This is a genomic window from Streptomyces sp. ISL-36, from assembly GCF_018614205.1.
GTDB lineage: Bacteria > Actinomycetota > Actinomycetes > Streptomycetales > Streptomycetaceae > Streptomyces.
In genome coordinates this window covers 1-24495 of the sequence record NZ_JAGGOS010000170.1, presented here as the reverse complement: position 1 = coordinate 24495, position 24495 = coordinate 1, and the positions used below count along the sequence as shown (strand labels likewise).

The window sequence follows — 24495 nt, the reverse complement described above, 5'->3', positions numbered from 1 at the left end:
TCACGCCGGTCCGCCGGGCGTCCTTCCCGTGGGGGGTGGGGTCGCCCGGCGGACCCACCTTTTTCCGGATGTCCCGTTTTCATGCGGCCTGCGCGGTGGACAATAAGGGCATGACTCAGCAGGGGGACAGCTGGTGGGACAAGCTCTACGACGAGTCGGCGCCGGACACCGCGCCGAACGCGACGGGTGACACGCTGGACGACCGCTTCGACTCCGCCTCCCGGGCCATGCCGGCCGCGGTACGAAGGGACAGCGCCCCGGCCCGGCAGGAGAGGGCCCCGTGGGAACCCCTCGACACGGAGGCGGACGGCGTCCCGCGCACGTTCCCGCCGCCCCCCGACGTCCCGCCGCCACCGCCGCCTCCGTCCCCACCCCCGCTGACGCCACCGCCGCCTCCGCCCCCGCCGCCGTCCGGTCCGCCCCTCGGGGCCCGGGGCACCGGCCCCGCCGGACAGGACGCCGCTCCCGCGAGGCCGGACATGGGCCCCGCGAGGCCGGACAGGGGCCCGGCGAGGCCGGACAGGGGCCCGGCGAGGCCGGACATGGGCCCGGCGAGGCCGGACGCGGGTCCCGCTACACCGGACGTGGGTCCCGCTACACCGGACGCCCCGCCCGACCCGCCCGCCCGGAAGACCCCGGACACCCCAGAGGCCCCGGCGGCGCGAGCCGACACCGCCGCCGTTCCCCGGCCCCGTACCGGCCACATCGGCAGCCGCCCGCCCACCTACGAGGCCGAGCCCACCGCCCTGCCTCCCGCCCGGCCCGGTGAACTCGCGGGACTGGTCGCCGACACCGTCCTCGACGGCGCCCGCTACGGCGCCTGCACCCTGCGCGCCGCCTCACTGCGCGGCGACTCCGCCCGCTACCGCGGCGAACCCCGCAGGGACGCCCTGCTCACCGCCCGCTTCGGCCAGGACGAGACCGCGCTCGTGCTCGTCGCCGTGGCGACCGGCGCCCGCGTATCCGAGGGCGCCCACCTCGCCGCCGCCGACGCCTGCCGCTGGATCGGCGACGCCGTCGGACGCAGCCACGCCCGGCTCTCCGAGGACATCAGGGCCGGCCGCCGCGGCGACCTCAAGTCGGGCCTCCACCGGCTCACCGACCGCACCTACGGCAAGCTCCGTGCCCGCGCCGCCGAACTGGGCATGGAGCCCGAGGAGTACACCGCGAGCCTGCGCTGCCTGCTGCTCTCCGCCGACCCCGGCTGCCGTACCCGGGTCTTCTTCGGCATCGGCCGCGGCGGGCTGTTCCGGCTGCGCGACGGCGCCTGGCAGGACATAGAGCCGCTGATCCCCGAACCGGCGGCGCTGAGCGGCGCCCCCGTCGTCGGCTTCGGCTCACCGCCCTCCGGGCCGCCGCCGTCGGGGACAGCCTCCGGACCGCCGTCGCCGTCCGGGGCCCCCTCCGGACCGCCGTCCGATCTCCCCTCGGAGACCGAGGAGGGAGACAGGCTCACCATGGACCTCGGCATCACCACGCCCGCCGGTCCCTTCGTGGAGGAACCGCTCCCGCCCCCCGCGGAACCGTTCCGCTTCCGCGCCTCCGTCGCCCGCCCCGGCGACACCCTGCTGCTCGCCTCGAACGGTCTCGCCGAGCCCATGCGCGGCGAACCGGCCCTGGCCGAGGCGCTCGCCGAGCGCTGGGCCGCCGCGGAGCCGCCCGGACTCGCCGCCTTCCTCGCCGACGTCCAACTGAGGGTGAAGGGGTACGCCGATGACCGTACGGGGGCGGCCGTCTGGGAGGCGTAACGGTCCTGCCCATGGGTTGATGGACCCATGGCCAAACAGAATGTCGCAGAACAGTTCGTCGACATCCTCGTCCGGGCGGGCGTGCAACGCCTGTACGGAGTCGTCGGCGACAGCCTGAACCCCGTCGTCGACGCCATCCGCCGCACCCCCGACATCGACTGGATCCAGGTCAGGCACGAGGAGGTCGCCGCCTTCGCCGCCGGAGCCGAGGCGCAGATCACCGGCCGCCTCGCCGCCTGCGCCGGCTCCTGCGGCCCGGGCAACCTCCACCTGATCAACGGCCTGTACGACGCCCACCGCTCGATGGCCCCGGTCCTGGCCCTCGCCTCGCACATCCCGTCGAGCGAGATCGGCCTCGGCTACTTCCAGGAGACCCACCCCGACCGGCTCTTCGGCGAGTGCAGCCACTACAGCGAGCTGATCTCCAGTCCGAAGCAGATGCCCCGGCTGCTGCAGACGGCCATTCAGCACGCCGTCGGCCGGAGCGGCGTCAGCGTCGTCTCGCTGCCCGGCGACATCGCCTCCGAACCCGCACCGGAGAAGGCCGTCGAGCACGCGCTCGTCACCTCCCGGCCCACCGTCCGTCCGGGTGACGCCGAGATCGAGGCGCTGGTGCGGATGATCGACGAGGCCGATCGGGTGACGCTGTTCTGCGGCAGCGGCACCGCGGGCGCGCACGCCGAGGTCATGCAGTTCGCCGAGCGGGTCAAGGCGCCGGTCGGCCACGCACTGCGCGGCAAGGAATGGATCCAGTACGACAACCCGTTCGACGTCGGCATGAGCGGACTGCTCGGGTACGGCGCCGCCTACGAGGCCACCCACGAGTGCGATCTGCTGCTTCTGCTGGGCACCGACTTCCCGTACAACGCCTTCCTGCCCGACGACGTCAAGATCGCCCAGGTGGACGTCCGGCCCGAGCACCTCGGCCGCCGCTCCAAGCTCGACCTCGCCGTCTGGGGGGATGTCCGCGAGACCCTGCGCTGTGTCACCCCGCGCGTGCGCGCCAAGACCGACCGCCGCTTCCTCGACAAGATGCTGAAGAAGCACGCCGACGCCCTCGAAGGGGTCGTCAAGGCGTACACCCGCAAGGTGGAGAAGCACGTCCCCATCCACCCCGAGTACGTGGCCTCGGTCCTGGACGAACTCGCGGACGACGACGCCGTGTTCACCGTCGACACCGGCATGTGCAACGTGTGGGCGGCCCGGTACATCTCGCCCAACGGCCGCCGCCGGATCATCGGCTCCTTCTCGCACGGCTCGATGGCCAACGCCCTCCCGCAGGCCATCGGCGCCCAGTTCGTCGACCGGGGCCGCCAGGTCGTCTCGATGTCCGGCGACGGCGGATTCTCCATGCTGATGGGCGACTTCCTCACCCTCGTCCAGTACGACCTGCCGGTGAAGATCGTCCTTTTCAACAACTCCTCGCTCGGCATGGTCGAGCTGGAGATGCTGGTCGCCGGACTTCCCTCGTACGGAACGGACAACCACAACCCGGACTTCGCCGCCATCGCCCGCGCCGCCGGCGCCTACGGTGTCCGCGTCGAGAAGCCCAAGCAGCTCGCGGGCGCCCTCAAGGACGCCTTCAAGCACAAGGGCCCCGCACTCGTCGATGTGGTGACCGACCCCAACGCCCTCTCGATCCCGCCGAAGATCAGCGCCGACATGGTGACCGGCTTCGCCCTCTCCGCGAGCAAGATCGTCCTGGACGGCGGGGTGGGCCGCATGCTCCAGATGGCCCGCTCCAACCTGCGCAACGTACCCCGCCCCTGAGAACGGATCGTATGAATGCGGACGGGCGGGCGGGGCATGCATCCCGGTGACCTGTTCGACGACGTGTGGGTGGGGGCTATGGCCGGGGAGGCGAGACAGCCGACTCAACTGCTCAAGAAGGTGGGATGCGCGGATCTCACCGCGGTGCCGGAGGTGCGCCATGCGCTGCGCAAGATGCTGGGGAAGTGGGGCGGACCGGGCGCCTCCGACGTGGCGGAGCTGCTGACCAGTGAACTGGTCACCAACGCCCTGATCCATACGGACCACGGTGCGGTGGTCACCGCGACCGTCGTCCCCGACAGTCTCCGCGTCGAGGTGCGGGACTTCGTCCCCGGCCTTCCCGAGCCGGACGTACCGTTCGCCGACGACGGTACGCACGGCAGAGGTCTCGTCCTGGTCGAGGCGCTGGCGGACTCCTGGGGGGTCGAGGATCACGGGGTGGGCAAAGTGGTCTGGTTCGAACTGAACGGCGGGGCCGCCTGAGGGGCGGCCCCGCCGAATCTTCTGTGTCCTCAGCCGAACTGCTGCTCGAGGTCCTTGAGCTTGCGCTCCAGGGAGTCGAGCCGTGGCAGTGCCTGGGTGTCGTCCTCGGCGGTGAGATCCACCGTCCGAGACTCAGTACCCTTCACGGCCTGGAGGGAGGGCCGGTGTCGAAGCGGCAACTGTCCGGGGTCCGCTATGGCGGGCTCCGCGACGGCCGCCCCCATGGACGTCGTCGCGGAGCCCGTGCCGGAACCCAGGGCCGCCACCTCGACCTGACGGCCGCCGCCGCGACCGAGCCCGAAGGCACGGTGCTGACGGTTGATCGCCTTGATCCTGGCCCGGTCGAGCTTCCCCTGTTCGCGTCTGCGCAGCCGGTTCTGCTGCTTCTCGCGCCGGTCCTCGCGGACCTCGTCGACCGCCTCGTCCAGGGTGCGCACCCCCTCCAGCAGCATCAGCGACCAGGCGCCGAAGGTCTCCCTGGGAGCTCTGAGCCAGCGGACGATCCGGATCTGCGGCAGCGGGCGGGGCACCAGGCCCTGCTCGCGCAGCGCCGCCCGGCGGGTCTGCTTGAGGGCCCGGTCGAAGAGGACCGCCGCCGAGAGGGACATGCCCGCGAAGAATTGCGGGGCGCCCGCGTGGCCCAGACCGCGGGGCGCGTGCACCCAGTTGAACCAGGCGGCGGCGCCGGCGAACGTCCACACGAGAAGGCGCGAACCGAGGGCCGCGTCACCGTGGCTGGCCTCGCGGACCGCGAGCACCGAGCAGAACATGGCCGCGCCGTCGAGGCCGAAGGGGACGAGGTACTCCCAGCCCCCGGTGAGATTGAGGTTCTGCCGGCCGAAGCCGACGAGCCCGTGGAAGGAGAGTGCTGCGGCGACCGCCGCACAGCAGAAGAGCAGGACGTAGGAGGCGGTTCCGTAGATGGCTTCCTTGCGTCTGCGGCGTTCCTCGTTGCGTTCCCAGGAGTCGTCGGCCGCGGCCTGGTCACCGGCGCGCTTGCCGCGCGCGAGCACCGCCACCGCCGTCAGGACTCCGGCCACCATGACGCCACCCGGAAGCAGCCAGTCCAGCGATATGTCGGTCAGTCTCATGCGGTGTCCCTTGCATCGCAGTAGGGCGTTTCGGCGGCCCATACTGGCCGACCCCGCAGGCCCCTCAGGGGGTTTCACAGCAAGAGCACGCCATTGGGGCCGCACAGCATACGAATAGGTGCGATCTGGTCGAACGGCCGGGCGGCACAAGGGAGTTGCGTTCGATTTACGCCACCCCTGGGGGTGGCGTAGGCGTCAGGCGGTCGCGGCGAGCCGGCGGACCCGTTCGGCGTCACAGGTGCGCGGACACGTGAGGCAGGTGTCCTCCGGCCGCAGGGTGTAGAAGAAGCAGCATGTCGCCCGGTCCCGGGTGGAGCGGGGCGTTCCGTCGGCCGCTTCGGAACCGGCCAGCTCGCGGAAGCCCGCGGCGCCGGCGTACGGCTTGGCCGTGCCGGGCATCAGGAGCTCCAGCTCGTCCATCGCCCGCCGCTCCTCGCCCAGCAGGGTCGCGATGTACCAGAGCCCCTCCACGATCTCGTCGGTCGCCATGCCCCACAGCGCCCGCCTGCCGCGCCGCATGCGGGGACCGAAGCCGGCGAGGACGTCCTCGAAGTGCTCGGCGAGCGAGGCGCGGACCTCGGCGCGCAGCGCCTCCTCGTCCGGTACGACCCGGGCGCCCGGCAGGGCGGCCGCGGGGTCGTCGGGCAGGCACGCGAACTCCTCGACGCGGACGGCCATCCGTCCGAGCGCGCGCTGGAAGGCGACATTGCGGGCGGGCAGGCGGGGGACCCTGCGGTGCAGGAACCAGGGGACCGTGACCAGGAGGCAGGCGGGCCAGGTGTACCGGTGCAGTCCGAAGCTGGCGACCACGTCGGGACGGGCCTGCCGGCCGTAGTCGCGCAGCACCTGGGCGTTGTCCCACGCGAGGAAGGCGTCGAGGGCGGCGCCGCCTGCCGCGAGCTCGTCCGCGCCCACCCAGCCGGCTCCGCGCGGCGACCGCTCGTCCCTGCCCAGCTCCTCTATCCGCAGGCCGGGGAACACCTCGCCGAGGCGGGCGTACGAAGCCGCGACGGGCGAGGTGAAGGGGGCGGGGAGCAGGGCGGGGACGGCCATACGGGACCACCGAATCGCGATCGTTAGCAGGTAAGCCTTACCTTACCCGATGCGCTCGATGTTTGAACTGCACCTCTGTCCGCCTATGGTGCACAGGGGCACCGGTATCGCGAGCCGGGACCGGCACGAACCCGCAGGAGGACCCGGGTGGAGCAGGGCACAGCGCGTGAGCGGGCGGCGGAGGAGCCGTACCCGCCGCTCGGTGACGCCGTACGGGTCCCGGAGCAGGTTCGGGGCGGTGCGCCCGCCACCGCGGCGGCCGCGGCCACTCCTCCGGAGGCACGCTTCCAAGAGACGGCCACTCCTCCGGGCGCACGCTTCCAGGAGGCTCGGTCGCAGGAGACTCGCCCTCAGGGCGCGGGCTCTGCGGAGGCTCGCTCTCAGGGTGGGGGCTCCGAGGACCCGCGGTCCCAGGGGGTGCGCGGCGAGCACACGCACAGCGAGCCGCCCGCGCCCGATCTCGCCCCCCGGCCCGTCCAGCGCCACTCCGTGCGGGGCCAGATCCTTCAGGCCCTGCGCACCGCCCTCGTCGGTGGCGAGCTCGTCCCCGGCGAGGTGTACTCCGCCCCGGTGCTCGCCGAGCGCTTCGGCGTCTCGGCGACCCCCGTGCGCGAGGCGATGCAGCAGCTGGCCACGGAGGGCGCCGTCGAGGTCGTCCCGAACCGCGGCTTCCGCGTCACTGAACGCACCCCGCGCGAGCTCGCCGAGCTGGCCGAGGTCCGCGCTCTCATCGAGGTCCCCGTCATGCTGAGGCTCGCCCGTACGGTCCCGGCGGCACGCTGGGCCGAACTCCGGCCCCTCGCCGAGGCCACCGGCGCGGCCGCCGCCCGCGGCGACCGCGCGCATTACGCGGAGGCCGACCGCGCCTTCCACCGCGCGGTCCTCTCGCTGGCCGGCAACGAACAGCTCCTCGCCGTCGCCGACGACCTGCACCGGCGCTCCCAGTGGCCGTTGATGAGCGCCCCGGCGACCCGGCACGGGGAGCTCGTGGCGGACGCGGCGGAGCACAGCGCTCTCCTCGACGCGCTCATCGCCCAGGACCTGCCCGTCGTGCAGTCACTCGTACGGGAGCACTTCACCGGATCGGAAGGCTGACGACTAAGGTCGTTGCCGCCGGCCCATCACCGTCCCCTCGTTCCGTCCCCTCGTTCCGTCCCTTCCTTCCGTCAGCCCGCCCCCACCGCGCGTCCGTGAGGTGTCCCATGCCGTCCGCGACTCCGACCCCGGCGCATCGGGGGCTCCCCCGGCCGAAGACCGGCGGAGGGTGCCCGTGACCGGATCCGTACGCGGAGAGCGCCCGGCCGCCGGTACGGAGGCCCAGGCCGCGGCCCTGCTCGGCTGGCTCACCGACCCGGACGCACCGCGCCTGTGCCTGCTCACCGGCGGGCCGCGCAGCGGCAAGTCCGCGCTGCTCACCTGGTTCTCCATACACGGCACGCGGGCGGGCGGCCGTTCCGGCGGACGCCCCGGCACCCGTTCCGCCGGCCGCTCCGGTCCGCGCCGCAAGCGCGCGGCACGGATCCTGGTCCCGCTCGCGGGACAGAGCGCGCTCGGGGCGGCCTGGACGATCGCCGACCGGCTCGGCGTCGTGGCCCGGACACCGGGCGAGCTGATCCATGTGCTCGCCACCACCGAGGTGCGGCGCGCCACGCTTCTCCTGCCGGACCTGCACGCCGCCGCTGAACCGGACGCTCTCGCCGAACTGGCCGCGGAGCTGGCCGACTTGGGTCGGATCCGGCTCGTCGTCGAGACCCGTACCGGAACGCCCTCCCACACCCTCCTCGCGGCCCGCCGCGCCATGGTCGTCGACCTCGGCGAGGAGACCGACGAGGAGACCGACAAGAAATCAGGCGGGGCCGCCGGGGGACCTCAGGAACCGGGCGGACCCGAGGAGTCGAGGGGACCGGCGGAGGGCGGAGAGGCCGGGCAGGGGCATCCGGAACCACGTGTGCGGCCCCTCGGGGTGGACCCGGCCGACCCCGTCGCCGTCTGCCGGGCGGACCCGCTGCGGGTCACCACCGCCTATGTCAGCGACACCGAGGACGACCACGGCGGTCTGCGCGCCGCCTGGCTCCGTGCCGGACAGTCCCTCTGCCGCGACCAGAAGCCCTCCGAGCGTGCCCTCGTCCTCCTCGCCGCGCTGGGGGACGGCGCGGACCCCCGGCTGCGCCCGGCCCTGGAGGAACTCGCCGCCGACACGCCGTGGCGGGTGCGCTGGACGAGGGTCCGGGGCGATCTGACCCCGCCCTGGCCCGGCCCGGTCACCGCCCTCGCCGCGCTCGGCGACCGGCTGCTCGTGGCGGGCCCGACCGAGCCCGTACGTCTGCTCGACCCGGCGGACGCGACCCCCGCGCGGGAGCCGCTCACCAGCCCCGCCGGCCGGGTCAAGGCGCTCGCGCCCGCGCCGGACGGCAGCGTCCTGCTCCTGGACGAGCGGGGTCGGTTGCACACGGTCCCCGGACCGGCGCCGCGCCCGCCCTACCTGGAACGGCTCACCGCGGCCGTCACGGCCACCCTGACCCGGCACCCCGGTACGGCGCTCGCGGCGATCAGCGGGTCGGTGGTCGTGGGGGACCGGCTGGGATCCGTCCACGCCTTCGGCCTGACCGGCATCCACCAGGCGGCCCTGCACAGCGGCCGTGTCACGGCGGTGGCCGCGGTCGAGACGCCCGCGCCGTTCCTGTGCAGCGGTGGACTCGACGGCACGGTCCGCAGATGGATCCCGGGCCGGGACCCGCAGCCGGAGCCGCTCGCCGAACGCCCCGCCCCGGTCGTGGCGTTGGACGTGGCCGAGACGCCTCAGGGCCCGGCCCTGGCGATCGCCTGGGCCGACGGCCTGGTCGAACTCCGCCGGCTCGACACGGACGACCGACTCTCCTTCCGCCCCGGCCCGCCCGTCCGCGCGGTGACGCTGACCGAGGACGGCGGCCTGGTCGTGGGCATGGACGAGGCCTTGGTCCGCCTCTACAGGGCGCCCCGCGAGGAGGGGTGACGCCCCGGGCCGCCTGGACAGGGCTCCCCCGTGAAGCCCCGGGACCCTCAACAGGGCGTGATGCCAAGGCGGCTGCGTCCCCGCCGTCAGGCCGCCGTCGGCGGCGCCAGCTGTGTCGCGAGCCAGGTCGGAACCCCGCCCAGGAGGCGGAAGAGGCGCGCCGCCTCCGCCCGCAGGCGCCCGGCCTCCGGTTCCGTCTCCGTGCCGGCGAGAGCGGTCAGAGCCGGAGCCGTACCCACCAGATAGCCGAGCTCCTCACGGATCCGCAGCGACTCGGCGAACCCATGCCGTGCCTCCGCCAACTCGCCTTCCCTCAGGGCTAGTCCGGCGAGGTGCCGCCAGGTGGAGGAGAGCAGCAGGGAGTCGCCCTGGGCCGTCGCGCCCGCGTGGGCACGGCGGTAGGCGGCGCGGGCCGCCTGAGGGGAGTCGCCGAGGTTCTGCGCGACCAGCCCCCGCCGGTAGTCGAGCAGCGGCCGCCCCTCGGCCGAGGGGCCGATCAGCGCCGCGGCCCGGCCCAGCGCCGCGGTGGCCTCGTCGGCCCGGTCCCGTACGCCGAGGAGCGTCGACGCGTAGGCGAGATAGCCGCGTTCGCACGCCGCCGCCCCGCGCTGCTCGTCGCTCTGCGCGACCGCCTCCGCCGCCCGCAGCGCCTCTTCCGCCTCCGCCCAGCCCTGCTCGGTGTACAGGCAGCGCTCGATCAGCAGCGCGGCTCTCTCCAGTGCCGCCTCGGGCTCGGCCGCGCGGGGCAGGAGCAGCGCCGCCGCGTCCGTCCAGCAGCCGCGTGAGCGCAGCCGCCATATGGCGGTCTCCATGGGGGTCTCCTTGCCGTAGGCAAGGGACGGATCGTCGCCACCCGTTGTTTCGGAACCAGACATGGCGGTGTCCGCCACATTGCCCTCCCCGAGCGCGCCATTGAGCTGTTGAGTCAGGCTCGCATCTCAGCACGAAGGGGCGGGCCGGGCCAAGGGGTCAGGTGAATCATTTCACAAGTGCTGGGCGCTCATCCGGTATACGGACACGGTGACCCGCTCCGGCTCAGCGGCCGACCCGGTCGGCCTGCGCTCCGTCGCCCGGTGCGACCAGGGCGAGATGCCCGCCGTCGTCCAGAGGTGTCGGCATCGTGAGAACCGTCAGGGCGCGGTCTCCCTCGAAGAGATGAATCTCCCCGTGACCGCCCCGGGCGACGGCGGTGTACGTGGCGCCCGGCGAGGCCGCGATCGCGCGCCGCTGGACGCCGTCCCAGGGGGTGCCGCCGGGGCGCGGCGCGCCGTCCATGGGAGGCAGCGGCCGGCGGGCGGCGACCCGGGGGAGGGGCGCCGAGGGGTCGATCAGGATCAGTTCGTCGCCGTTGGGGTGGACCCGCGCGTACGCCACATGGGAGGCCGCGACCGCGAGCCGGAAGACGAGTCCGGGGCCGAGCGGAACGCGCCCGGTCCGGCCGGAGCCGAGGTGGTGGAACCACGCGTCGTTGGTCCACTCCGTCCACCGCCCGGGATCCGCGGTTCCGCCGCGCACGCAGGACCAGAGGGTGCGGCGGGCCGGGTCGAGCCGCAGGTAGTAACCGCGGCCCGGTCCCGCCCAGTCGAGCGGTTCCTCGGCGACGAGCCGGGCCCCCTCGCGTCGGGCGCGGTGGACGCCGGAGCCCGCCGCCGCGAACAGCCGCCCGCTGTCGGGGTCGTAGGCGTCCCCGTGCCCGTCGTGGTCGGGGAGCGTCAGCTCGTGGCAGGGCGCGACGGCCGGGCAGGAGGGGGCCGCGCCGAGCAGGGCGCCCCACTCGTACGCGGTGAGGCTGCCGGGTTCGCGGTGGCGCAGCACGACGAGGGGGTCGGCGTCGCCCTCGCCGAGCAGGGTGAGGCCGGGCTCGCCGGTCCGGGTGCGGACCCGGACCGTGTACGGGCGGTCGGGGCGCAGTTCGACCACGGTCAGGAGGTCGCTCCACGGCTCCTCGTTGCGGCCGAGGCCGGTGGTCACCGCGAGGCGCCGCCCGGTGGAGTCGGCGGCGAGGTGCTCGGCGGGGGTGGCCACCGGGGCGGTGGTCTCGATCAGGGGACGGCCGGCGTCGGGGCCGTACGGGTCGAGCACGACGAGCTCTCCCGCCAACTCGTCGACGAAGGCGCTGCGGCCGCCGGGGAGTGCCAGGAATCCGGCGTGCTCGGCGAGGTGCCGGTTCTCCGCGACGGCGACCGGCCGGCCGCTCGGCAGGTCCAACACGGCGACTCATCCGGCGACTTGGTCGGCGACGAGAAGGCGGGGCGGCGCGGGCATGGCGGGCTCCTGGGCGACGGGCGAGGGGCTGCAGCTTATTGGTAATGATTATCATGTGTCACTCTGTGGGGGTGCGGGACGGTCCGGGGCGCCCGCCGCGCCTGCCTGCCATCACCCCGGACGGAACGGAACTGAGGGACATATGTCGCGCAGGATGCTCATGCTCCGAAAGGCGCGCCGCTGGACGGCCGCGGCGGTCCTGGGGACCCTCCTCGCCGGCTGCGGAACGACCGCCGCCGACGGGGAGGGCGCGGGAAAGGGCGGTGCGGGCGACGGTCCCGCGACCGACCTGACCGTCCGGCCCATCGCCGCCGCACGGACCGTCACCGACGGCAAGGGCGTCACCGTCACGACCGCCGCCCCGCCGAAGCGGATCGTCTGCCTCGTCGCCCTCTGCGACGACATGCTGGCCGAACTCGGCATGGTCCCGGCCGCCACCAACTCCGCACTGCTCTCCCACGAGAAGTTCCTCGGCAAGGAGAAGGCGGCGAAGATCCCCGTCGTGCCCGGCGGCTTCCTCAGCCCCGAGACCGAGGCGATCCTCTCGTACCGCCCCGATCTGGTGATCGGCCTGGAGGACACCCACGGCAAGCTCGCCCCCGCGCTCAAGGGAGCCACCGTCTTCTGGCCCCTCCAGCCCGGCAACTGGCAGGACAGCGTGGGCTACCTGCGCGATCTCGCCGCCCTCACCGGCCGTACCGAGCAGGGCGAAGCCGCCGAGAAGGCCTTCCGCGCCAAGCTCGCCGCGGCCGAGAAGTCGCGCAGCGACAGGACCGCGTTGATCATCTTCGGCAGTGACGAGAACTTCGGCGTCGCGACCCCCGGCAACGACGTCACCGCCGGACTCATGCCCAAGATCGCCGACTACCCCTGGAAGAGCCGGGGTGTCGAGGGTACGTACAGCATGGAGGAGATCCTCGCCCGCGAGGTCGACGTCCTCTTCGTCGAGACGCTCTCCTTCGGGGGCCCGGCCGCCCCGGGCGAGCGGCTCTCCGACAAGCTCGCCAAGAACCCGCTCTGGTCGAAGATCCCGGCGGTCAGGAACGGCCGCGTCCATGAGGTCGACGCCGAGGTCTGGGCCAAGGGGCGCGGCACCCGCTCCCTGGGCATCGTCCTCGACGAGGCGGCGGCCGCGCTGCGGTGAGCGCCTCGTCGGTACGTCAACTCTGCGCCGCTCTGGTCGTGTTGGCGGCCGCCGGGGCCTGCGCGCTGTACCTGCCGCTCCTGGGGGACTTCGGGGACGCCGGGACGGCAGGCGTGGTCCTCACCGAACTGCGTCTGCCCAGGCTCGTTCTGGCGCTCGTCGCCGGCGCCTGCCTGGGCGCCGCCGGCCTCGTCCTCCAGGAAGCGCTGCGCAACCCGCTCGCCGTACCGGAGATGCTCGGCGTCTCCGGCGGCGCGGCGCTCGGCGTCGCCGCACCCCTCGTCCTGGCCCTGCCCGTGCCGCTCGCCGTACAGCCCCTGCTCGCCCTGGCCGGCGCGGCGTTCGGCGGCCTCCTCACCCTGCTCGCCGCCGGGTTCGGCCGCAGCCCCGGCGCCGTCCTGCTGACCGGCGCCGCCGTCGCGGCGGCGCTCCAGGCCGCGCTCCTCGTCCTGATGGTCCTCGCCGACCAGCTCGACCTGCAGATCGTCTACCGCTACCTCCTGGGCAGCCTCTCCGCCCGGACCTGGGGCGACGTCACCGGCCTCTGGCCGTGGCTCGCCGTGGCGCTGCCCGCGCTGGTGCTCTGCGCACCCGTCCTCGGAGTGCTCCGGCTCGGCGACGAGGACGCCCGCGCCCTCGGGGTACGGGTCCGGCGCGCCCGTCTCGCGGCGCTGGGCCTCGCCGTCCTCCTGATCGCCCCGGTCGTCGCGGTCTGCGGCCCGGTCGCGTGGGTCGGCTTCCTCGCCCCGCACCTCGCCCGCCGGCTGCGGCCGGACGCCGACGCGGTGACCTGGCTGCCCTGGTCGGCCGCGCTCGGCGCGCTGATCGTGATCTGCGCCGATCAGCCGGCCCGCCTCGCCCTCGCCCCCATCGAAACCCCGGTCGGCGCCTGGACGGCCCTCCTCGGGGTCCCGGCCGGCGTCGCGCTCCTGCGAACGGGGGCGAAGCGGTGAAGACGACGAAGACGACGAAGACGACGAAGGCGATGAACGCGATGAGGCCGGCGAAGGCGGTACGGGTACGGGGCGAGGGCGCGGGCGCGGCAGGGCGGTCGCCTGGGGACGCGCACGACCGCACCACCGCCCGCACCGCCACCCGCGCCCGGACCCGTCGCCGGACGGTTGCTCGGTGGGTGCCGGTGGCGTCGGTCCTCGCTCTGGCCGGCGTCGCCGTGGCCGGACTCGTGGCCGGGCGTACCGTCGGAGCGCACGGCGTGGTCGAGGTGTTCCGGGGCGGCGGGGACCCCCTCGCCCGGCACGTCGTGCTCCAACTGAGGCTTCCCCGAACGCTGGTGGCGCTGACCGCGGGTGCCTGTCTGGGCCTTGCCGGGCTCGTGCTCCAGTCCGCCCTGCGCAACCCGCTCGCCGGGCCGGAGGTCACCGGCGTCACGCCCGGAGCCGTACTCGGCGCGGTGACCGCCACCGGCCTCGGCCTCGCGGGCTGGGAATCGCCGGTCGCGGTGGTCGTCGCCGCGTGTGTGGGCGGGCTCACCGGCGCCGGGCTGCTCTGGCTGCTCGCCGGCCGGGACCGGGGCGACCCGGCGCAGACCGCCGTCCACGGTGTCCTGGTCTCGGCCGTGCTGTCCGGACTCACCGCGATGGTCCTGCTCGTGGCGCCCGGTGAACTGGGCAGCGTCGTGCAGTGGCTGGTCGGCTCCACCGAGGGCCGGGTGTGGGAGCACTGGCACCTGCTCTGGCCCTGGGCGGCGGCCTGGGCTCTCGCGGCCTGCGCCCTCGCCGCGCCCCTGACGCTGCTGCGCTGTGGTGACGAACAGGCCGCGGCGGCCGGCCTGCACACCGGCCGCGCCCGCCTCGCGGCGCTCGCCTGCGCGGTCGCCCTGACCGCCGGCGCGGTCTCGGTGGTCGGCGCCCTCGGGTTCGTGGGTCTGCTGGTGCCGCACTTGGCCCTCGCCCTGTTCGGGGCGGACCTGCGCCGGGCGCTGCCCGGCGCCGCCCTGCTGGGCGCGGTGGTCGTGGGCGGTGCGGACGCGGGCGCCCAGTGGCTCTCGCGCGTTCTCGCGGAGGCCTTGGAGATGGACCGGCTGAGCATTCCGGCGGGCGCGCTCACGACCTGCGTGGGCGCGGTCCTGCTGCTGATCGTGGCCCGGCGCGGAACGGAGGAGAGTTGACGATGAGAAGGATCACGGAGCCGCTCGGGACACGGGCGGTGGAGGCGGGTCAGGGCCTGAGCCCGGCCGACGCACCCTCGGGGGGCAGGGGCCCCGGCCCTACGGACGCGGGTACGAGTGGCCCGGGCACGACGGACCCCGGTGCCGTGGTCGGAGACCGCCCCGGGGTTGGGGTCGGCACCATCCGAGCCGAGGGCCTGCGGTTCGGCTATCCCGGTCGCGAGGTGCTGGCCGGCGTCGATCTGTCCGTACAAGCGGGCGAGTTGGTCGCCCTCGTGGGGCTCAACGGGTGCGGCAAGTCCACCCTGCTGCGGCTCTGTGCGGGGCTGTTGCGCCCGGCCGAGGGCCGGGTGCTGCTGGATGGGGACGACCTGTCCCGGCTCTCCCGCCGCGCCGCTGCCCGCCGGGTGGCGATTTTGCACCAAGCGGCGCCCGCCGTCCCCGGTATGACGGTGCGCCAGCTCGTGCGGCAGGGGCGCTACGCGGTGCGTGGCCCGCTCGGGATGCTCCGTGACAGTGACGACTCCGTCTGTGCGCGGGCCATGGCGGACGTGGGCGTCGCGGAGTGGGTGGACCGGCCGGTGGACGCGCTCTCCGGCGGTGAGCGTCAGCGCGTCCGCCTGGCGATGGCCCTGGCCCAGGACACCCGCCTGCTGCTCCTCGACGAACCGACCACCTATCTGGACCTGCGGCATCAGCTGGAGGTCATGGGGACGGTGGTGCGGCTGCGGGAGGAGCGCGGACTGACGGTGGTGATGGTGCTGCACGACCTCGGGCACGCGGCGCGGTTCGCCGACCGGATCGTCGCTCTCCGCCAGGGCCGCATCGCGGCCGACGGACCGCCCGAGGAGGTCGTCACCCCCCGCCTCTTGGCCGAAGTCCTCGGCGTGGCCGGGCGGGTGGGGCGCGATCCGGAGGGCGGCTGGCCGGTGTGTTACCCGGATCACCCTCTGGATACGGAGGCAACTATTGCGAAATGAAAATCATATTCATTAGTGTCTCTGGTGCGACGCCGGAACGGCGGCGCGGCCATCCCATCGAATGGAGAGTCAACTCATGGAGCAGCACAAGGTGTTCAGCCCGATCGCCGAGCAGGGTCAGCTCGCCCACCTGTCCGCCACGCACTCCAACGCGCTGGTGGAGAACCCGTTCGACGACGCGGTCGAGGCGGACACCGACTCGGACAAGTAAGTCCGGATCTCCGGCACCGCGCCGGACACCGCGGGCCCGCCCGGATCGCCTTCCCGGGCGGGCCCGCTCCGTCTTCGTCCCGCTCGGCCCTCTCCTGGCCCCTCTTCTTGGCGCTCTTCTTCCGTCCGCTCGGCCCCTTCCGTCAGTCCCCCTTCCTTCCTTCCGTTCGTCCCGTCCCCCTTCACCCGTCCCAGGAGGAACCCTCGTGACCACCGTGCGACTCGCCCCCGGTGTCGTCCTCGTCGCCGCACCCGGCCAGGGGCTCGCGGTGCGCACGCCCGAGGGGGAGTTCCTCCGTGTCGACACGGGGACGGTCGCGCCCGAGGACCTCGTGACCCGGCTGACGGAGGGAGCCGGTGCGGGCGAGCCCCGACTCGACGCGCTGGCCTCCGCCTTCGAGGAGGCGGGGTACGCGAGGGACCCGGGCGCCGCCCCGCCGGCCCCGCTCGCGGGCCGGACCGTCGTCGTACTCGGGGACCCGAGGCTCACCGACCCGCTCGCCCGTTCCGTACGCGACCTGGGGGCGGAGGTCCGGATCGGCGGACCGGAGGACGTGCGCGCCCTCGCGTCAGCCGCCGGGAACCCCCGGACCGCGGTGGTCTGGTGCCTGGACGGCCCCGTCCCCGCGGGCCTGTGGGACGAGGCCGACCGTCTGCCCGCCGGGGGCACCGCCTGGCTGCGCTGCCACCGGGAAGGCGCGCAGGTGTGGCTGGAGCCGCCCGCGTGCGGGCCCGACGACGTTGCCTCGGCCGACGTACGTCTCCGCCGCCTCGCAGCCACCCCCGCCCACCGCGAGCTCGCCGCCTACTGGGACGGCCCGCGCGCCGGAGATGCCGGCCCCGGCCACCACACGGCATCCGCCGCCCTCACGGCGGCCCTGCTGACCGGCGACCTCCTCGCCTGGGCCACGGCACCCGACGGCGCTCCCTTCCACACGGCGCGCCGCCGTCTGCGCCGCATCGACGTACGGCACCTCACCGTCACCGAACACCCCATCCTTCCGGTCCCGAGCGTCAGCGGGAGCGCACGATGAGGTTCGTGCGCGTGGCAGGCCTGGCCACGGACGTCTGCCTTCCGCCGGGGGAGGGCCGGCGGCCCGCCGTCCTCCTCCGTACGCCCTACGACCGGCGTCGCCATCGTGCGGAGCTACGAGCCTGGGCCGCGCGCGGGTTCGTAGCTGTCGGTCAGGACGTCAGGGGCCGTCACGCGTCCGAGGGCCCCTGGCACCCTTACCGCTCCGAGGCGGCCGACGGCGCCGCCACGCTCGCCTGGATCCGCGCACAGGAGTGGAGCGACGGACGCGTGGTGGCGGTCGGCGCCTCGTACGCGGCCCACTGCGCGCTCGCGCCCCTGCTGGAAGGAGGGTTCGGCGAGGGGCCCGACGCGGTCGTCGCGGCCGTCCCCGCGCTCGGCGCCGCGGAAGTGGCCCGCGAGCCGAGCGGCGTCGAAAGGCTGTCGGCGCGCGTCGGATGGTGGCTCGCCCATGGGGACCGGCCCGACTCCGACGAGGAGGCGTTCGCGCGGGCCCTGCGCCACACCCCCGATCTCCTCGACCGGCTCCCGGTACGCGAGATGCTCCCGCAGACCTCCTGGCCGGACGTATGGGCGGCCCGGCGGGACGAGGGCCTGTGGGCGCGGGCCGCGGCCGCCCGTGTGCCGCTCCTCGCGGTCGGTGGCAGCCGCGACCCCTTCGCCGGCGAAACGATCCGCCTCTGGCGCTCGTGGGGCGGCGCCGCGCGGCTGCTCCTCGGGCCCTGGGGCCACGGGCTGACCGCCGCCCCCGCGCCCGAGGCCCACCCGGAACACCACCTGGATCTCGGCGCGTTGTACGCCCGGTGGGCTCGCAAGGCCTTGGACGGGACCCTGCGGGGAAGGCGCGGCGCCATCGCGCTCGGCGGCAGCACGCACTGGTGCGACGCCGCTCCGGGCGCCGGCACGGCCGCCGCCCCCGCCCCCGCGCCCACCTGCGCCGGCACGGAATCGGCTCCCGGTACGGGCACGCCGGCCGCCACTGCCGGCACGGGATCGGCTTCCGGCACCTGTACGGACGCCGCCCCGGCCGGCAGGGAATCGGCTTCCGGCACCTGTACGGACGCCGCCCCGGCCGGCAGGGAATCGGCTCCCGGCACCGACACGCACGCCGCCCCGGCCGGCAGGGAATCCGCTCCCGGTACCTGCACGCCCGCTGCCCCCGCCGGCGCCGGCCCGGCTTCCGGCACCTGCACGGACGCCGTCCCGGCTCGCGCCGGCCTGGCTCCCGGTACCGGCCGCCACGCGGAGCGCCCGCGCCTCCTCCCGTACCGCTTCGGGGACAGGGCGGGGCTACGGCTCGTCCACGGCGCCGACTTCGTCGCCGATCCCCTGCGGCCCGTGCGGTCCGACCGCCTCGACATCGACGAGCACGCCGCGCCCGACCGCTGTCTCCTCGTCACCCCACCGCTGCCCCGCCCCCTGGACCTCCTCGGAGATGCCGAGGCGCGGCTCGTCGCGGCGGCCGAGGGGCGGAGCGCCGACTGGGTGGTCCGGCTCGTCGCCCTGCGTCCCGACGGGCGGGCCGAACCGCTCACCACCGGGATTGTCCGTGCCGAGCACGACGGCCCGAGGCCGCGGCGGTTGACCGTGCCCCTCGGACACCTCGCCCGACGGCTCCCCGCCGGGGTACGGCTCCGTGTCGAGGTCGCCGGACATCATTTCCCGGCCCACGTCCGCAACCCGCACACCGGCGACGACCCGGTGACCGCGACCCGGCTGCTGCCCTCCCGGCGGTCCGTGCGGACGGACGGCAGCACCCTGCTGCTTCCCGCCGTCCACCGCCCCGCATACATCGATCCCGTACAGGAGATGCTCCGTTGACCCTCACCGGCGTACCGTCCCTCGACGCGCTCGTGGACCCCGTCTGTGGGCTCATACGCGGCGTCGAACCCGTCCCGCACCCCTCGGGCGCCCCACCCCGCTACACCGCCATGACCGCCGAGGTCGCCGACGCCCGGCGCTTCGGAGCCTGGCCCGCCGACCGGGTCTCGCTGGGCACCACCTTCGGCGACCCGCGCGGTGCGCGGCTGGCCGCCGTCGCCGAGGCCGTCGAACGCTACTGCGGCAACCGGCTCCCGCCGCCCGGCCACCCCGCCGCGCCGCGCCGCGCGACCGCCGCCGAACTCCGGGCCGAGGGAGCGCGGGTGTACGGGCCCGACGACCTGCCCTCGTACGCCGCCTGGCAGTACGCGCGGCCCGGCTTCCCGTACGAGCCGCTCGGGCCCGACACCCCCGCCCTCTGGACCGGAGGAAGCGAGGACGGCGGCGCCTGCTGGGTGCCCGTGGCGCTCAGCCACCTCAACTGGCGCCAGGGAGAGCTGCGTTCGCTGCCCCGCACCCACCACCTCAACTACGCGGGAATCGCCACCGGGCAGGGGTTCGACGACGCCGTCGAGCGCGGCCTCCTCGAAGTCGTCGAGCGCGACGCCCTGGAACTGTGGTGGCACCTGGACGGCCCGGCACGCGGCATCGACCCCCGTTCCGTCCCCGGTCTCGACCGCGACCTCGAAGGGTGCGGGCTCGACGTCCGTATCGTCGAGATGCCCTCCGAGTTCGCGCCCTGCATGGCGGCCTGGGTGTACGACCCCGAACGCGGCATCCACGCCGCCGGTTTCGCCTGCCGCTACGACCCCGCGGAGGCGGCCCGCAAGGCCGTCCTGGAGGCCGTCCACACCTGGGTGTTCACCCAGGGCACGCTGGACGCGGACGGATGGGTCTTCCGGGCGATCGACGCCGGCATGCTCGCCCGCGGCCTCTACCTCGACCATCGTGCCGACCGCCGCTATCTGGACGCGGTCGGCCGGGACTTCGGCGCGGTACGGGATCTGGGCGCCCATGTCCAGGTGTGGCTGGACCCACGCATGGAGCCGTACGCCCGCCGCTTCACCGAACCGGCGCTGGGCGTCGTCCCCGTCGACGAGATCACCGCGGGTAGCAGGGCCGAGCTCGACGACCGCCTCGCCTCCCGGGGCCACCGCCTCGTCACCGTCGACCTCACCACCGAGGACATCGCCGAGACCCCGCTGCGGGTGGCCCGCGTCCTCGTCTCCGGCCTCGTCCCCAACGCCCCGGCCGCCTTCGGCTACTTCGGTTGCGAGCGCTTCGGCCGCGCGGCCGTGGAGCGGGGCTGGCGGACCACGGCCCCGACGGGCCCTGGCGACTTCACCCTCGCCCCGCCGCCGCACATGTGAGGACAAGTCGTATGACGCACGCCTACACCCGCCAACGGCCCGGCGGCTCCACCGGCCTCCGGGACGCCCTCGCGCTCGCCCGCTCGGGGCGCGAGCCCGGGGCCGACTTCGCGGCCGGGACGGCGGTCGCGTCCTGGCCGGGCGACGGGATCGCCGTGCCGGCCGAGCTGGACCCCCTGGTCAGGAACGCGCTGGCCGGCGGACGGCTGCGGCCCGCCGCCTCGGCGGGAGCCCTGCACCCCGTCAACGCCCATCTGCTGGTGGGCCCGACCGGCACCCTGCCGCCGGGCCGCTACGCCTACGATCCCGTCGCGCACCGGCTCCACGCGCGCGGTGGCGCGCCGGCCGACGCCCCGGCCGGTGTGGTGATCGTGCTGACGGTGACCGCCCGCCGTACGGTCTCGCACTACGGTCACCGCGCGTGGCCGCTGCTCCTGCTCGACACGGGCCATGTGCTCGCCGCCCTCGCCCTGGCCGGTGCGGGCGCATTCTGCGAGGACGCGGACGGAGAGCTCCTCGGCGCGGCGGCGGGACTGACGCGGCACGCCGGTGAGCCCGAACACGCCGTGGCCGCGGTCTGGTTCTCGGGAGCGGGAGCGGGGGCGGGAGACCGGCCGGACGGGCGCACGCTCCCGCGCTGGGCCGCCTGCGGTCCCGGGACCCCGGCCCTGGGCCGCCGACTGTCGCCGCCCGCCGTCCTCCGGGACGCCTGGGAGGTGCTCGCCGAGGTCACGAGCGGACGAGGGGAGGGGAGTTGGCGTGGCTTTCCCGGCCTGCCCAGCCTCCACCCGCTTCCTTGGCGCCGCAGTGCGGCGCCCGGCTTCGGCGGCGTCCCCGGCCGCACCGCACTCGGAGGCGTCCTGCGGACGGCGGAGGAGGCCGGACCCGAGGGCGTCCGCTGGTGCGTCGCCGTCGGCGGCCCCGACGCGGCCGTCCTGACCGGCCCGCGCCCGCGCGTCGCGGCGACGGGGGACGCCCGGCCCACCCTCGCCCGGTGGGCCGCGGGTCAGACATGGCTGGGGGAGGCCGGAGCCGTACTCCTGGCCCACGGGTGCCCCGACGACGCTTCTCCCCTGGAGATCCGGCACGCCCATGTGCGGGCCGGATACGCCGTCGGACTGGCCCAAGTCCGTGCTCAGGCAGCCGGATTGGCCACCCGCCCGGTCGGATCGTGGCAGAACGCCGACCTCGGCGCCGCGCTGGGCGAACCGCCCGGCCGCTCATCCGTCCTCCACGCCCTCGCCCTCGGCCGCCACCCGGCCCCCGGGCGGGCGAAGGCCCCCGCGCGGGCGGCGTCGGGGCCACCCAAGGGGTCCGGGACCCCGTCCGAGCCCGCGCGCCCGAGCACCTTCCGACAGCCGCCGGCCGGTCTCTCGCCTGAAGCGGGGACGTCCGCGGGTCCGTCGCCTGAAGCGGTGACGCCCGCCGGCCCCCGACCCGAAGCGGCGACGCGGGCCGGTCTCTCGCCTGAAGCGGGCGCGTCTGCGGGTCCTCCGGCCGTAGCGGTGACGCCGGCCGGTCTCTCACCCAAAGCGGCGACGACCTCCGGCGCCGACCGACCCCGCGGGGTGCGTGCCGGACCCGGCACCCCCGCCCGCCCCGGCCCCGTCGGCCCCGCCGGCCTCACGCTTACCGGCCCCGCCGGCCGTACGCCCGCCGTCGTTGACACCGGCCTCACACCTGCCGTCGGCACCGGCCCCGCGCCCACCGCCTCCGCCCGTCTCGCACCCACCGTTGTCTCCGCCGAAGGAGCCCCGCCGTCATGATGCTCCACCCGGAGCTGGTCCGCGCCGCGCGGCCCGTGCGGGGGCCGCTGGCCCTCGCCGGCGCCCTGCTCGTCGCCGTCGCCGGCACCCATCTCGTGCAGGCGGCGCTGCTCGCCGTCGCGCTCGCCCGGATCTCCCGTGGCACCGTCGACGGCCTGACGCCGCTGCTCGGCGGGGTCCTCGCCACCGTCGCCGTACGGGCCGGACTCAGCCGGTGGCAACGGCGGGTCGCCGTGCGCGCCGGGGCCACCGTACGGACCGGGCTGCGCGACACGCTCCTCCAGCGGCTCGGCGACCTCGGCGCCCCGCGCGAGGCGGAGGCCCGCGCCGGGGCCGTACGGGCCACGCTCGTCGACGGTGTCGAGGGTGTCGACGCGTACGTCTCCCGCTACCTCCCCCAACTCCTCGTCACCCTCGCCCTGCCCCCGCTCCTGCTCCTCGCCGTCGCCCTCGTCGAGCCCTACGCGCTCCTCGTCCTCGCCCCCGCCCTCCTCCTCGCGCTGTTCGCCCCCCGCTGGTGGGACCGGCTGCTCGCGCGGCGCGGGCAGGAGCACTGGGGGGCGTACGAGGCCCTGTCGGCCGACTACCTGGAGGCCCTGCAGGGCATGCCCGCGCTGCGGGCCGCCGGGGCCGTCACCCGGACCCGGGCGCGCCTGGAGGAGCGCTCCGCCGCCCTGCACCGGGCGACCGTGGCCAAGCTGCGGGTGTCGCTGGTCGACACCGGGATCACCGACCTCGCCGTGCAGGGCGGCACGGTCGCCGCCGCCCTCGTCGCCTGTTCGTCGGCCGTCTCGGGGCGGACCGCGGCGACCGGCACGTACCTCGTCCTGATGCTGGCCTCCGAATGCTTCCGGCCCGTCCGCGACCTCTCGCGCGAATGGCACTCGGGCTACCTCGGCGTCTCCGCCGCCGACGGCATCACCGCCCTGCGCACGGCGACCGGCGCCGTTCCGGACACCGGAACGGCCGACGCGGCCTGGACCGAGGCCCCCGAGATCCGTTTCGAGAACGTCCGCCACACGCACCCCGGCGCCGGCGAACCCGCCCTGCGCGGAGTCACGTTCACCGCCGAGGCCGGCCGGACGACCGCGATCGTCGGGCCGTCGGGCGCCGGCAAGTCGACGCTCCTCGGGCTGCTGCTGCGCCAGGGCGATGACCCCGACGGCGGCCGCATCACGGTCGGGGGCGCCGACCACACCTCGTACACGCTCGCCTCGCTGCGGCGCGGGATCGCCGTCGTCTCCCAGGAGACGTACCTCTTCCACGCCTCGGTCGCCGACAACCTCCGACTCGCCAGGCCCGACGCCACGGACGACGAACTGCGGGCGGCGGCGCGCGCGGCCGGGATCCACGAGGAGGTGCTCGCGCTGCCGCACGGCTACGACACCGTCGTCGGCGAGCGCGGCGCGACCCTCTCGGGCGGCCAGCGCCAACGGCTCGCCCTGGCCCGCGCGTTGCTCGCGGACGCGCCCGTCCTCGTCCTCGACGAGGCGACCAGCGCGGTCGACGAACGCCGCGAGGCCCGCATCGGCCGCGCGCTCGGCGACGCCGCCCGCGGGCGCACCTGCCTGGTCGTCGCCCATCGGCTCGCCTCGGTCCGCCACGCGGACCGGATCGTCGTACTGGACGGCGGCCGGGTCGACGCGATCGGCACGGACGCGGACCTGCGGGGGCGGGACGGACTGTACGCGCGGCTGGTCGCCGCGGGCGCCACGCACACGAAGGAGGAGGCGGCATGACCGAGCGGACGACGGTGGACGCACCGTCACCAGGCGCCCTGCGGGCGCTGCTGCCCGTCCTCGGGGCGCACCGGGCCATGACCGCGCGGACCTTCGGCGCCGCGCTCGTCGACCAGGCGGCCCTCGTCGCCCTGGTCACCCTCGCCGCGCACACCGTCGGGTCGGCCGTCGTCGAACGCGCCGCACCCGCCCCCGGCACCGTCCTCGCGCTGATCGCCCTGGTGCTGGTGCGTTCCCTCGCCACCTGGCGGGAGATGGACCTCTCGCACGATCTGGCGTACCGCGTGCTTGCGGAGCTGCGGGTACGGGTCTTCGACGGGCTGGCCCGCAGTGCGCCCGCCAGGATCGCGGGGCGGCGCAGCGGGGACCTGGCGTCGGCGGCGCTCGGGGACGTGGAGGCGCTGGAGTTCTTCTACGCGCACGCCGTCGCCCAACTCCTCGCCTCCGGCGTGGTGTTCACCTCCGGCGCCGTCGTGCTCGGCTTCGTCGACCCGTGGCTGCTCGGCGCGGTCCTGCCCGCCGCGGGGCTGCTCGTGCTCGCACCGCTGCTCGACGGGCGGGGGCGGGCGGCGAGGGGTGCCAGGACCCGTGAGGCCGCCGCTGCCCTCTCCGCGGAGACCGTGGAGACGGTCGACGGACTGCGCGAGCTGCTCGCCTTCGGGGGGCTGGAGCGGCGCCGCGCCCGGCTGCGCGGCTACGGCGCGGACCTCGGGGACGCCCAGCGCGCCGAGCACAGCTGGGAGGCCGGGGCCGCCGCCGCACGCGACCTGCTGGTGGTCGGAGCCGTCGTCGGAGTCGTCGCCGCGGCGGCGCACACCGTGAGCGGGCCCTGGGCGCCGGCGGCGATGGCGCTCGCGCTCGGCTGCCTGGCGCCGGTCGCGGATTCTGCGGCGGCGTTGGGC

The 24495-nt window shown here is 75.2% G+C and carries 19 protein-coding genes and 1 pseudogene; 16 read left to right on the top strand and 4 right to left on the bottom strand.

Annotated features, from left to right (window positions below):
• The first annotated feature begins 110 nt into the window (after positions 1 to 110).
• The 3 genes from J7E93_RS33725 to J7E93_RS33715 are packed head-to-tail and all read left to right on the top strand — an operon-like array spanning position 111 to position 4001.
• Positions 111 to 1748 (top strand): protein phosphatase 2C domain-containing protein, encoded by a 1638-nt coding sequence (locus J7E93_RS33725; protein WP_215073847.1) that lies wholly within the window; start codon positions 111 to 113, stop codon positions 1746 to 1748.
• Between the two features lie 27 nt (positions 1749 to 1775).
• On the top strand, positions 1776 to 3518 hold the full coding sequence (locus J7E93_RS33720) for a pyruvate dehydrogenase (protein ID WP_215073846.1): 1743 nt from the start codon (positions 1776 to 1778) through the stop codon (positions 3516 to 3518).
• Between the two features lie 36 nt (positions 3519 to 3554).
• A complete protein-coding gene (locus tag J7E93_RS33715; RefSeq protein ID WP_251067473.1) occupies positions 3555 to 4001 on the top strand; it encodes an ATP-binding protein in 447 nt (148 codons plus the stop codon).
• A 29-nt stretch (positions 4002 to 4030) separates the two neighbouring features.
• Here J7E93_RS33715 and J7E93_RS33710 read toward each other — a convergent pair whose 3' ends face one another.
• Both J7E93_RS33710 and J7E93_RS33705 read right to left on the bottom strand, forming a co-directional pair.
• Positions 4031 to 5092: a DUF2637 domain-containing protein gene (locus tag J7E93_RS33710; protein ID WP_215073844.1), complete on the bottom strand. Its 1062-nt coding sequence runs from the start codon at positions 5090 to 5092 to the stop codon at positions 4031 to 4033.
• Positions 5093 to 5287: 195 nt separating this feature from the next.
• The gene (locus J7E93_RS33705) at positions 5288 to 6145 is read right to left on the bottom strand and encodes a (2Fe-2S)-binding protein (RefSeq protein ID WP_215073843.1); all 858 of its coding nucleotides are present in this window, start codon (positions 6143 to 6145) and stop codon (positions 5288 to 5290) included.
• Positions 6146 to 6292: 147 nt separating this feature from the next.
• On the opposite strand from J7E93_RS33705, the gene J7E93_RS33700 reads away from it, so the two are divergent.
• The gene (locus J7E93_RS33700; protein ID WP_308368876.1) at positions 6293 to 7240 is read left to right on the top strand and encodes a GntR family transcriptional regulator; all 948 of its coding nucleotides are present in this window, start codon (positions 6293 to 6295) and stop codon (positions 7238 to 7240) included.
• A gap of 175 nt (positions 7241 to 7415) precedes the next feature.
• Positions 7416 to 9137, top strand: coding sequence for a WD40 repeat domain-containing protein (locus J7E93_RS33695; protein ID WP_215073842.1), 1722 nt, complete (start codon positions 7416 to 7418; stop codon positions 9135 to 9137).
• An 86-nt stretch (positions 9138 to 9223) separates the two neighbouring features.
• On the opposite strand, the gene J7E93_RS33690 is transcribed toward J7E93_RS33695, so the two are convergent.
• Together J7E93_RS33690 and J7E93_RS33685 are read right to left on the bottom strand one after the other, a co-directional pair.
• Positions 9224 to 10012: a hypothetical protein gene (locus tag J7E93_RS33690; protein ID WP_215073841.1), complete on the bottom strand. Its 789-nt coding sequence runs from the start codon at positions 10010 to 10012 to the stop codon at positions 9224 to 9226.
• A 160-nt stretch (positions 10013 to 10172) separates the two neighbouring features.
• Complete coding sequence (locus J7E93_RS33685; protein WP_308368875.1) at positions 10173 to 11348, bottom strand: hypothetical protein; 1176 nt, start codon at positions 11346 to 11348, stop codon at positions 10173 to 10175.
• Between the two features lie 214 nt (positions 11349 to 11562).
• Between J7E93_RS33685 and J7E93_RS33680 the strand changes: the two genes are divergently transcribed.
• From J7E93_RS33680 to J7E93_RS33635, 11 genes and pseudogenes are all read left to right on the top strand, one after another.
• Positions 11563 to 12546, top strand: coding sequence for an ABC transporter substrate-binding protein (locus J7E93_RS33680; RefSeq protein WP_215073840.1), 984 nt, complete (start codon positions 11563 to 11565; stop codon positions 12544 to 12546).
• Positions 12543 to 13499 carry an iron ABC transporter permease gene (locus tag J7E93_RS33675; RefSeq protein ID WP_215073839.1) on the top strand — a complete coding sequence of 319 codons (957 nt, stop codon included), beginning with the start codon at positions 12543 to 12545 and terminating at the stop codon, positions 13497 to 13499. Before J7E93_RS33680 ends, J7E93_RS33675 begins: the two co-directional genes overlap by 4 nt.
• Positions 13496 to 14674 carry an iron ABC transporter permease gene (locus J7E93_RS33670; protein ID WP_308368873.1) on the top strand — a complete coding sequence of 393 codons (1179 nt, stop codon included), beginning with the start codon at positions 13496 to 13498 and terminating at the stop codon, positions 14672 to 14674. The genes J7E93_RS33675 and J7E93_RS33670 overlap by 4 nt, the downstream gene beginning before the upstream one ends.
• Positions 14675 to 14820: 146 nt before the next feature.
• Positions 14821 to 15670 (top strand): annotated as a pseudogene (locus J7E93_RS33665) (ABC transporter ATP-binding protein).
• 60 nt (positions 15671 to 15730) lie between these two features.
• A complete protein-coding gene (gene amiA / locus J7E93_RS37590; RefSeq protein ID WP_251067472.1) occupies positions 15731 to 15865 on the top strand; it encodes a streptamidine family RiPP in 135 nt (44 codons plus the stop codon).
• A gap of 205 nt (positions 15866 to 16070) precedes the next feature.
• Entirely contained in the window at positions 16071 to 16898 is an 828-nt protein-coding gene (locus J7E93_RS33660) for a hypothetical protein (RefSeq protein ID WP_215073837.1), read from the top strand.
• Positions 16899 to 16903: 5 nt separating this feature from the next.
• The gene (locus J7E93_RS37585; RefSeq protein ID WP_308368872.1) at positions 16904 to 18718 is read left to right on the top strand and encodes a CocE/NonD family hydrolase; all 1815 of its coding nucleotides are present in this window, start codon (positions 16904 to 16906) and stop codon (positions 18716 to 18718) included.
• The gene (locus J7E93_RS33650; protein WP_215073836.1) at positions 18715 to 20088 is read left to right on the top strand and encodes a YcaO-like family protein; all 1374 of its coding nucleotides are present in this window, start codon (positions 18715 to 18717) and stop codon (positions 20086 to 20088) included. The genes J7E93_RS37585 and J7E93_RS33650 overlap by 4 nt, the downstream gene beginning before the upstream one ends.
• A gap of 11 nt (positions 20089 to 20099) precedes the next feature.
• Positions 20100 to 21854 carry a nitroreductase gene (locus tag J7E93_RS33645; protein WP_215073835.1) on the top strand — a complete coding sequence of 585 codons (1755 nt, stop codon included), beginning with the start codon at positions 20100 to 20102 and terminating at the stop codon, positions 21852 to 21854.
• Positions 21851 to 23593, top strand: coding sequence for an ABC transporter ATP-binding protein/permease (locus tag J7E93_RS33640; RefSeq protein WP_215073834.1), 1743 nt, complete (start codon positions 21851 to 21853; stop codon positions 23591 to 23593). Before J7E93_RS33645 ends, J7E93_RS33640 begins: the two co-directional genes overlap by 4 nt.
• A partial coding sequence (locus tag J7E93_RS33635) for an ABC transporter transmembrane domain-containing protein (protein WP_251067471.1) occupies positions 23590 to 24495 on the top strand: 906 nt, incomplete at its 3' end. The genes J7E93_RS33640 and J7E93_RS33635, both read left to right, overlap by 4 nt.

What these genes read in the sequence shown, in the direction of transcription:
- J7E93_RS33725 (WP_215073847.1), top strand. Translation starts at nt 111, where the DNA reads ATGACTCAGCAGGGGGACAGCTGGTGGGACAAGCTCTACGACGAGTCG.
- J7E93_RS33720 (WP_215073846.1), top strand. Translation starts at nt 1,776, where the DNA reads ATGGCCAAACAGAATGTCGCAGAACAGTTCGTCGACATCCTCGTCCGG.
- J7E93_RS33715 (WP_251067473.1), top strand. Translation starts at nt 3,555, where the DNA reads ATGCATCCCGGTGACCTGTTCGACGACGTGTGGGTGGGGGCTATGGCC.
- J7E93_RS33710 (WP_215073844.1), bottom strand. Translation starts at nt 5,092, where the DNA reads ATGAGACTGACCGACATATCGCTGGACTGGCTGCTTCCGGGTGGCGTC.
- J7E93_RS33705 (WP_215073843.1), bottom strand. Translation starts at nt 6,145, where the DNA reads ATGGCCGTCCCCGCCCTGCTCCCCGCCCCCTTCACCTCGCCCGTCGCG.
- J7E93_RS33690 (WP_215073841.1), bottom strand. Translation starts at nt 10,012, where the DNA reads ATGTCTGGTTCCGAAACAACGGGTGGCGACGATCCGTCCCTTGCCTAC.
- J7E93_RS33680 (WP_215073840.1), top strand. Translation starts at nt 11,563, where the DNA reads ATGCTCCGAAAGGCGCGCCGCTGGACGGCCGCGGCGGTCCTGGGGACC.
- amiA (WP_251067472.1), top strand. Translation starts at nt 15,731, where the DNA reads ATGGAGCAGCACAAGGTGTTCAGCCCGATCGCCGAGCAGGGTCAGCTC.
- J7E93_RS33645 (WP_215073835.1), top strand. Translation starts at nt 20,100, where the DNA reads ATGACGCACGCCTACACCCGCCAACGGCCCGGCGGCTCCACCGGCCTC.
- J7E93_RS33640 (WP_215073834.1), top strand. Translation starts at nt 21,851, where the DNA reads ATGATGCTCCACCCGGAGCTGGTCCGCGCCGCGCGGCCCGTGCGGGGG.